Origin of the sequence: Streptomyces sp. WAC 04229 (assembly GCF_003947455.1) — a bacterium.
Lineage (GTDB): Bacteria > Actinomycetota > Actinomycetes > Streptomycetales > Streptomycetaceae > Streptomyces.
On sequence record NZ_QHJH01000246.1, the window covers coordinates 1 to 9380 of the forward strand.

The 9380-nt window shown below is 69.3% G+C and carries 6 protein-coding genes and 1 pseudogene; 5 read left to right on the top strand and 2 right to left on the bottom strand.

The window, feature by feature from the left end:
• Positions 1-81 precede the first annotated feature (81 nt).
• On the top strand, positions 82-2076 hold the full coding sequence (locus DMH12_RS34875; RefSeq protein WP_125495337.1) for an ATP-dependent DNA helicase: 1995 nt from the start codon (positions 82-84) through the stop codon (positions 2074-2076).
• A 121-nt stretch (positions 2077-2197) separates the two neighbouring features.
• On the opposite strand, the gene lexA is transcribed toward DMH12_RS34875, so the two are convergent.
• Positions 2198-2977, bottom strand: coding sequence for a transcriptional repressor LexA (lexA, locus tag DMH12_RS34880; protein ID WP_125495338.1), 780 nt, complete (start codon positions 2975-2977; stop codon positions 2198-2200).
• Positions 2978-3537: 560 nt separating this feature from the next.
• Here lexA and nrdR point away from each other — a divergent pair.
• The 3 genes from nrdR (at position 3538) to DMH12_RS34895 (ending at position 8480) form a co-directional block, all read left to right on the top strand.
• A complete protein-coding gene (gene nrdR / locus DMH12_RS34885; protein ID WP_125495339.1) occupies positions 3538-4095 on the top strand; it encodes a transcriptional regulator NrdR in 558 nt (185 codons plus the stop codon).
• 167 nt (positions 4096-4262) lie between these two features.
• Positions 4263-7166, top strand: coding sequence for a vitamin B12-dependent ribonucleotide reductase (locus tag DMH12_RS34890; protein ID WP_125495340.1), 2904 nt, complete (start codon positions 4263-4265; stop codon positions 7164-7166).
• 195 nt (positions 7167-7361) lie between these two features.
• Positions 7362-8480 carry a hypothetical protein gene (locus DMH12_RS34895; RefSeq protein ID WP_185832728.1) on the top strand — a complete coding sequence of 373 codons (1119 nt, stop codon included), beginning with the start codon at positions 7362-7364 and terminating at the stop codon, positions 8478-8480.
• 107 nt (positions 8481-8587) lie between these two features.
• Here DMH12_RS34895 and DMH12_RS34900 read toward each other — a convergent pair whose 3' ends face one another.
• Entirely contained in the window at positions 8588-9121 is a 534-nt protein-coding gene (locus DMH12_RS34900) for a TerD family protein (protein WP_161328809.1), read from the bottom strand.
• Between the two features lie 141 nt (positions 9122-9262).
• Between DMH12_RS34900 and DMH12_RS34905 the strand changes: the two are divergent.
• Positions 9263-9380, top strand: a pseudogene (locus DMH12_RS34905) (DUF4937 domain-containing protein); the annotation flags it as partial.

Consider the following 9380-nt stretch of genomic DNA (forward strand, 5'->3'; position numbering starts at 1 on the left):
GCCCCCCGCATCGCCCCTCGCGTCCCTCGAACCCGCCTTGCCCGCCCGATTGTCAGTGCCGGGTCGTAGGGTGGTCGCGCTATGACGAAGCCCTCACTCCCCGAACTCCTGCACGCCGCCGTCACCGCCGTCGGCGGTACGGAGCGCCCCGGCCAGGTGGCCATGGCCGAAGCCGTCGAGGAAGCCATCGACGGCGGCTCCCATCTGCTGGTCCAGGCCGGCACCGGCACCGGAAAGTCCCTGGGCTACCTGGTGCCCGCGCTCGCGCACGGGGAGCGGGTCGTCGTGGCCACCGCGACGCTGGCCCTCCAGCGCCAGCTGGTCGAGCGCGACCTGCCCCGCACGGTCGACGCGCTCCACCCCCAGCTGCGCCGCCGCCCGGAGTTCGCGATGCTCAAGGGCCGGTCGAACTACCTGTGCCTGCACCGGCTGCACGAGGGCGCCCCGCAGGACGAGGAGGAGGGCCTCTTCGACCAGTTCGAGGCCGCCGCCCCCACCAGCAAGCTGGGCCAGGACCTGCTGCGGATGCGCGACTGGGCCGACGAGACCGAGACCGGCGACCGCGACAACCTCACGCCGGGCGTCTCCGACCGGGCCTGGTCGCAGGTGTCGGTCTCCTCCCGTGAGTGTCTGGGCGCCACGAAGTGCGCCTACGGCGCCGAGTGCTTCGCCGAGATGGCCCGCGAGCGCGCCAAGCTCTCCGACGTCGTCGTCACCAACCACGCCCTGCTCGCGATCGACGCCATCGAGGGTGCCCCCGTCCTGCCGCAGCACGAGGTGCTGATCGTCGACGAGGCGCACGAGCTGGTCTCCCGCGTCACCGGCGTCGCCACCGGCGAGCTGACCCCCGGCCAGGTCAACCGTGCGGTGCGCCGCGCCGCGAAGCTGGCCAACGAGAAGGCCGCCGACCAGCTCCAGACGGCCGCCGAGGGCTTCGAGCGGCTGATGGAGCTGGCGCTGCCGGGCCGCCTGGAGGAGATCCCGGAGGACCTCGGCTATGCCCTGATGGCTCTGCGCGACGCCTGCCGCACGGTCATCTCGGCCATCGGCGCCACCCGCGACAAGTCCGTGCAGGACGAGGACGCCGTCCGCAAGCAGGCCCTCGCCTCCGTCGAGGCCGTGCACGACGTCGCGGAGCGCATCACGAACGGCTCCGAGTGGGACGTCGTCTGGTACGAGCGGCACGACAGGTTCGGGGCCTCGCTGCGGGTCGCGCCGATGTCGGTCGCGGGCCTGCTGCGCGAGAAGCTCTTCACCGACCGCTCGGTCGTCCTGACCTCGGCGACCCTGAAGCTGGGCGGGGACTTCAACGGGGTCGGGGCCTCCCTCGGCCTCGCACCCGAGGGCACCGAGGGCGACGACGTGCCCCAGTGGAAGGGCGTCGACGTCGGCTCGCCCTTCGACTACCGCAAGCAGGGCATCCTCTACGTCGCCAAGCACCTGGCCCGTCCCGCGCGCGACGGCGACCGGGGCGACATGCTCGACGAGCTGACGGAGCTGATCCAGGCCGCGGGCGGCCGGACCCTGGGCCTGTTCTCCTCGATGCGCGCCGCCCAGCTGGCCGCCGAGGAGCTGCGCTCCCGCATTCCGGAGTACCCGATCCTCCTCCAGGGCGAGGAGACCCTGGGCGAGCTGATCAAGAACTTCGCGGCCGACCCCGCGACCTGTCTCTTCGGCACCCTGTCGCTGTGGCAGGGCGTCGACGTCCCCGGGCCCAGCTGCCAGCTGGTCGTCATGGACAAGATCCCCTTCCCGCGTCCGGACGACCCGCTGATGAGCGCGCGCCAGAAGGCGGTGGAGGAGGCCGGGGGCAACGGCTTCATGGCGGTAGCCGCCACCCACGCCGCCCTGCTGATGGCGCAGGGCGCGGGCCGGCTCGTACGGGCGTCGGGCGATCGCGGCGTGGTCGCCGTACTGGACCAGCGGCTGGCGACGGCCCGGTACGGCAGCTATCTGAAGGCGTCCCTGCCCGACTTCTGGTTCACCACCGACCGCAATCAGGTCCGCAGGTCCCTCGCCGCCATCGACGCGAAGGCGCGCGAGACGGAGGGTGCTCAGGAGACGGAGGGCACCTGAGCACCGGCCTCGCGCCGCGCGCGGATCCCGCACAGCGCTGGGCCCCGGAACCGGCGCAGAGGTTCCGGGGCCCGGTCGGGTCGGCGGGTCGCTGTCGTGGCGTGCCCGCCCGCCGTGGCGCTCAGACGCGACGCAGTACGGCCACCACCTTGCCGAGGATGGTCGCGTCGTCACCGGGGATCGGCTCGTAGGCCGAGTTGTGCGGGAGCAGCCAGACGTGGCCGTCCTCGCGCTTGAAGCGCTTGACGGTGGCCTCGCCGTCGAGCATCGCGGCGACGATGTCGCCGTTCTCGGCGACCGGCTGGCGGCGGACCGTGACCCAGTCGCCGTCGCAGATGGCGGCCTCGATCATCGAGTCGCCGACGACCTTGAGGACGAACAGCTCGCCGTCACCGACCAGCTGCCGGGGGAGCGGGAAGACGTCCTCGACGGACTCCTCGGCGAGGATCGGGCCACCGGCGGCGATGCGGCCGACGAGCGGGACGTACGACGCGGCCGGCTTTCCCGCGGTGTCCGTCGGCTGCACGCTGGCGGCCTGGTCGGAGCCGCGCACCTCGTAGGCGCGCGGGCGGTGCGGGTCGCGGCGCAGGAAGCCCTTGCGCTCCAGCGCCATCAGCTGGTGGGCGACGGAGGAGGTGCTGGAGAGGCCGACGGCCTGCCCGATCTCCCGCATCGACGGCGGGTATCCGCGGCGCTGCACGGAGTCGCGGATGACCTCGATCACCCGGCGCTGGCGGTCGGTGAGCCCCGAGCTGTCCGCCCGGATGCCGGGAGGTCGGCCCGGTAGGGAGCGCTTGTGTCCCTCGGGATTCGCGGCGTCGCTCATCGCGTGCGTCGGCTCAGGTCGGCCCTGGGGGCGGTCCTGGCCAGTGATGGTGGCACTGTCGGCGGTGGTGGTCACGTCGGCCCCTCTCGATGGTCTCCCTGCTGCACAACGGTAGTAGCTTTCGAAAGGTTGCGCCAAACACACGTTCGAGTGAAAAATCGCGAATCGCTCGCTCGTGCTGCGTGTCTGGGTGTATGGCTACCGCGGTGGCCTACGGGCGAAAACACATCAAAAGGGCACATTGCTGTACTCTTCACCGCCGTGGTGACAACCTCGGGGATGTCGCCCCAGTCTGCCATCCAGCAGCCCGTTCGACGGGGTGGGGCCCGCATCTGTTGCGGTAGTCCCACGTCCCCTCCGCGCGGTGCCCACGCTATCTCCGCATGCCTCCTGGCGATACGCCCGTCCGGGTGTGTGGGGGCGGGCGGGCCTGTGCGTACGGAGACGGCGTGCGTGCGGGGCGTGTTTGTATACGCCAATCCCCACATCTAGTGGTTGGATTGCAGCAGCAGCCCATAAGTTGTGGTCCCCCGGGTCTTCGAGCCCACCGAGATCGCCTATGCTGGGGGCTGCTTCGAGGGGCCTGGAGGGCCTTTCGAGGCTATGGAGTCTGCTGTGAGGAGGGTTCGGAAGCCATGCACTGCCCCTTCTGCAGGCACCCCGACAGCCGTGTCGTCGACAGCCGTACGACCGACGACGGCACGTCGATCCGCAGGCGCCGCCAGTGCCCCGACTGCTCCCGTCGCTTCACGACCGTGGAGACGTGCTCGCTCATGGTGGTGAAGCGGTCCGGGGTCACCGAACCGTTCAGCCGCACCAAGATCATCAATGGTGTGCGCAAGGCGTGTCAGGGCCGGCCCGTCACCGAGGACGCGCTCGCCCAGCTCGGCCAGCGGGTCGAGGAGGCGGTGCGGGCCACCGGAAGCGCCGAGCTGACCACCCACGACGTGGGGCTGGCCATACTCGGCCCGTTGCAGGAGCTCGACCTCGTCGCCTATCTGCGATTCGCCTCCGTCTACCGGGCGTTCAACTCGCTCGACGACTTCGAGGCCGCGATCGCGGAGCTCAGGGAGGCGACGGGGCAGCCCGGCGACGACGGCGACGGGGCCGTCGAGGGGAGCCGGGAGCACGAGAAGGACCGCGGGTCCACGGGGGCGGCACAGGTCCCCGAGCCCGCCGGCGCCGCCGACTGACCGGCGGGCCGGACCCGGTTTCGGCGCCGGGGCCCGGCCGGACGGCGGCGCGTCACAAAGACCTGTCGGGGACGCAGTGAGAGATGTCCTCGGCACCAGACAGAAACACCGTGCTGCGGGAACAAACGCGGCACTTCAGGGCGTTTTCGCCCGTACAGGGAGGCGGCATGACAGAGACGGCGAGCGGTCCGGCACGGAGTTCCCGCGCCAAGGGCACCAAGGCGGGCAAGGGACTCCGCGTCGAGCGCGTCCACACCACTCCCGGAGTCCACCCCTACGACGAGGTGGCCTGGGAGCGTCGTGACGTCGTCATGACCAACTGGCGCGACGGCTCGGTCAACTTCGAGCAGCGTGGCGTCGAGTTCCCCGAGTTCTGGTCGGTGAACGCGGTCAACATCGTCACCAGCAAGTACTTCCGCGGGGCCGTGGGCACCCCGCAGCGCGAGGTGAGCCTGAAGCAGCTCATCGACCGCATCGTGAAGACGTACCGGAAGGCCGGCGAGGACAACAAGTACTTCGCCTCGCCCGCCGACGCCGAGATCTTCGAGCACGAGCTGGCCTACGCCCTCCTGCACCAGATCTTCAGCTTCAACAGCCCCGTCTGGTTCAACGTGGGCACGCCCCAGCCGCAGCAGGTCTCCGCCTGCTTCATCCTGTCGGTGGACGACTCCATGGAGTCGATCCTCGACTGGTACAAGGAAGAGGGCATGATCTTCAAGGGCGGCTCCGGCGCCGGCCTGAACCTCTCCCGGATCCGCTCCTCCAAGGAGCTGCTCTCCTCCGGTGGCAACGCTTCCGGGCCGGTCTCCTTCATGCGCGGCGCCGACGCCTCCGCCGGCACCATCAAGTCCGGCGGTGCCACCCGCCGCGCCGCCAAGATGGTCATCCTCGACGTCGACCACCCTGACATCGAGGACTTCATCCAGACCAAGGTCAAGGAAGAGGAGAAGATCCGCGCCCTGCGCGACGCGGGCTTCGACATGGACCTGGGCGGCGACGACATCACGTCCGTCCAGTACCAGAACGCCAACAACTCGGTCCGCGTGAACGACACGTTCATGAAGGCCGTCCAGGACGGCTCCAAGTTCGGACTGACGTCCCGGATGACCGGCGAGGTCATCGAGGAGGTCGACGCCAAGTCGCTCTTCCGCAAGATGGCAGAGGCCGCCTGGGCGTGTGCCGACCCCGGCATCCAGTACGACGACACCATCAACGCCTGGCACACCTGCCCGGAGTCCGGTCGCATCAACGGCTCGAACCCGTGCAGCGAGTACATGCACCTGGACAACACGTCCTGCAACCTCGCCTCGCTGAACCTGATGAAGTTCCTGAAGGACGACGGCAAGGGCAACCAGTCCTTCGACGCCGAGCGCTTCTCCAAGGTCGTCGAGCTGGTCATCACCGCGATGGACATCTCCATCTGCTTCGCGGACTTCCCGACCCAGAAGATCGGCGAGAACACTCGCGCCTTCCGCCAGCTCGGCATCGGCTACGCCAACCTCGGCGCCCTGCTGATGGCGACCGGCCACGCGTACGACTCCGACGGCGGCCGCGCCCTGGCCGGCGCCATCACCTCCCTGATGACCGGCACGTCGTACCGGCGCTCCGCCGAGCTGGCCGCGGTCGTCGGTCCGTACGACGGCTACGCCCGCAACGCCGCGCCGCACCTGCGGGTCATGAAGCAGCACTCCGACGAGAACGCCAAGGCCGTCCGCATGGACGACCTGGACACGCCGGTCTGGGCCGCCGCCACCGAGGCCTGGCAGGACGTGCTGCGCCTCGGCGAGAAGAACGGTTTCCGTAACTCCCAGGCGTCCGTCATCGCCCCGACCGGCACCATCGGCCTGGCGATGTCCTGCGACACCACCGGTCTGGAGCCCGACCTCGCGCTGGTCAAGTTCAAGAAGCTGGTCGGCGGCGGCTCGATGCAGATCGTCAACGGCACCGTCCCGCAGGCCCTGCGCCGCCTGGGCTACCAGGAGGAGCAGATCGAGGCGATCGTCGCCCACATCGCCGACAACGGCAACGTGATCGACGCCCCCGGTCTCGCGCACGAGCACTACGAGGTGTTCGACTGCGCCATGGGCGAGCGCTCCATCTCCGCGATGGGCCACGTCCGCATGATGGCCGCCATCCAGCCGTGGATCTCGGGCGCGCTCTCCAAGACGGTGAACCTGCCGGAGACGGCGACCGTCGAGGACGTCGAGGAGGTCTACTTCGAGGCCTGGAAGATGGGCGTCAAGGCGCTCGCCATCTACCGCGACAACTGCAAGGTCGGTCAGCCCCTCTCCGCCAAGACCAAGGAGAAGGAGAAGTCCGAGGCCGACGCCGTCACGGAGACGACCGAGGCGGCCATCCGGGCGACCGTCGAGAAGGTCATCGAGTACCGCCCGGTGCGCAAGCGTCTGCCGAAGGGTCGTCCTGGCATCACCACCTCCTTCACGGTCGGCGGCGCCGAGGGCTACATGACGGCCAACTCCTACCCGGACGACGGCCTGGGCGAGGTCTTCCTGAAGATGTCCAAGCAGGGCTCGACCCTCGCGGGCATGATGGACGCCTTCTCCATCGCGGTCTCGGTCGGCCTCCAGTACGGGGTGCCGCTGGAGACCTACGTCTCGAAGTTCACCAACATGCGCTTCGAGCCGGCCGGTATGACCGACGACCCGGACGTGCGGATGGCGCAGTCGATCGTCGACTACATCTTCCGCCGCCTGGCGCTGGACTTCCTGCCCTTCGAGACGCGCTCCGCGCTGGGCATCCACTCCGCCGAGGAGCGTCAGCGCCACCTGGAGACGGGTTCGTACGAGCCCTCGGACGACGAGGTCGACGTCGAGGGCCTGGCGCAGTCCGCGCCGCGCGCCCAGGAGCTGAAGGCCGTCGCCACGCCGAAGACCGAGGTCGAGGCGGTCAAGCCCGTCCCGCAGCAGGCGCACACCAGCGCCGAACTGGTGGAGATGCAGCTGGGCATCCAGGCGGACGCCCCGCTCTGCTTCTCCTGCGGTACGAAGATGCAGCGGGCCGGTTCCTGCTACATCTGCGAGGGCTGCGGCTCGACCAGCGGTTGCAGCTGACCAAGAGCACTCGCTTGAGGTGAACTAGCTGTTCAGGGCGGTGGGGCCGATCTCGCGGCTCCACCGCCCTGACGCGCGTGACGCCTGGCTGTTGCGTTTGATGCAACCCGCCGCCGAGTCGGAGGCTTGTCGCGGCGGTTGCCGTCGTGGCATGCTCCGAGCCATGATCAAGAGAATCGAGTCCTCCGTCCGCCGATGAGCGAGACGACCGGGACGGGACTGCCCGGGTCATCGACATCGCTGTTCGATCACGCACTCCTGCTACATCGGTCGGCTCCAGGGGAGCCCCTTCCGCGAGACGGGGAACCGTATCCCGACGACGAGTTGCACCGTCGTCGGCGAGGCCCGAAGACACCCGAGCACCGGCATTCCCCCGGCAGGGACGTCGTCCTCGTCCTGGACGCGCATTTCGCCAGGGCTTCTGCCCTGCCCAGCGAACTGGCCGATGCCTTCCACGACGTCTACGTCCCGATTCACCAGAACGAGCACATCGCCGCCGCGGCTGAGCGGGCGGCCAGAGAACGCGTTCGCCACACGGGCCGCTGGTTGGTCCGATACGGGACCGATCGATGCGCGGTCACCGTTGGACTTGCCCTGCTGGCTGCCGTGGGCACAGCCGACGACATCCCGCTGATTCAAACGATCGGACTGCTTTCCAACAGCTTCGGGCCACTCGCGGCGCACGCATTCGAGCGGCAGGCAGGGGGAGTCGAGGCCTTGCTTTGGCTGGCGGAGCGCGTCACCGGCTGGGGACGCGTCTATGTCGTTGAAGCGCTTTGCAGACTCGACGACCCGACTGCCCGACCCTGGCTGCTTCGCAGGGCCTGTGACGGCGACTTCCTCAATGGATACTTCGCCGGCAACGTCGCCACAGTCGCCAAACTCCATGAGGCACTGGCAGACCTCGACCGTGACAGCGAGATGGTCGACCACGTCGGTCGCCTACTCCATCAGATGAGTGACTGTGGGGGGATGGGACTCACCCTCGCTCACTACCCCCATTCGGCATCGGTCCTGGAAGCTCATGCCCGCCATGTGGGTCTGCTCGGCCCGACGATCGAGCGCTACTTCACGATCGCGGTGCTCGCCCAGCACCTGACTACAGAGCCTCCCGAGGCTGCGGGATGCACCGCGGCGCAACAGGAAGCGCTCAGGGCGACCTACCTTGAGGTGCTCGACCGAGAGGAGTGGACCCAGGCCGCACGAGCCGGGCTCGCGACGGATGACGACCGGATGCGATGGCTCGCCGATCACCGGGCGCCCCAGTTGAGGCTGCGTGCGTTTCCCGATCGTGGATCAGATGCCGAGGATTAGCGCACGCCGGGAATGAGTGTTCTCCGCCGATACCACTGAAGCCGCCTGATCACCGTTTAGTAAGGGGCGTCCGCCAGGGCGGACGCCCCTTACTCATACCTCTGGGATCAGGAACGGCGCGCCGCGCCCATGGCGCGGGTGAACGTCGCCGGATCCTCCTCGAAGCCGTGCACCCCGGCCCGGAACTCCCACGCCCCGGTCTCGTCCCGGACGAACTCCGCGACCGTCGCCGCGGTGGCGCCGAGGACGCCGGTGAAGTCGTCCGCGGCCAGGTCCGTGTAGCCCTCGCGGATGCGCAGACCCGGGTTGGTCACGTCGGCGAAGGTCCGGTCCTCGGCGCGCTGCTGTATGGCGACACCCACCACCACGCGCGCGTACCGGGCGTCGAGCCGCTCCAGTTCGATCGTCATGACCTCGTCGAAGCCGAAGCCCTTGCCGTCCTTGCTGTCCCGGTTGAGATAGATGGTGCCGTCGGGGGAGCGGCTGTCGAAGTGCACGATGTACGAGGGCTCGCCGTACGGATCGTCCGCCGCGTACGTCCCGGCGACGAGGTCCAGGTCGGCGGGTGGCTCTCCCGCCGGACTCGGGTCCCACCGCAGCGCGATCTCGACCTTGCCGGTCCCCTTGCTGAGGCCGTTCACAGACTTCCCCTTCCCCGGTCCCCGCCCTGCCCGGCGCCCTGAACTGCCGAGCGGTGACGGCCGGTTGTCCATCCTGCCACGCACAGCGACGCACGTGGGGCGAGCGTTCCGCCGGAGCGTGACCGGTGCCACGTTCTCTGGCCTTACCATGGCGCGGTGCTGGTCAAGTGGATTCGCTGCACCGTGGTGGACCGCCGCGGTTTCGAGCGGGGGCAGCGGAAGTGGGCGGGGCTTCCGGGGGAGCCGGGATTTCGGGGAC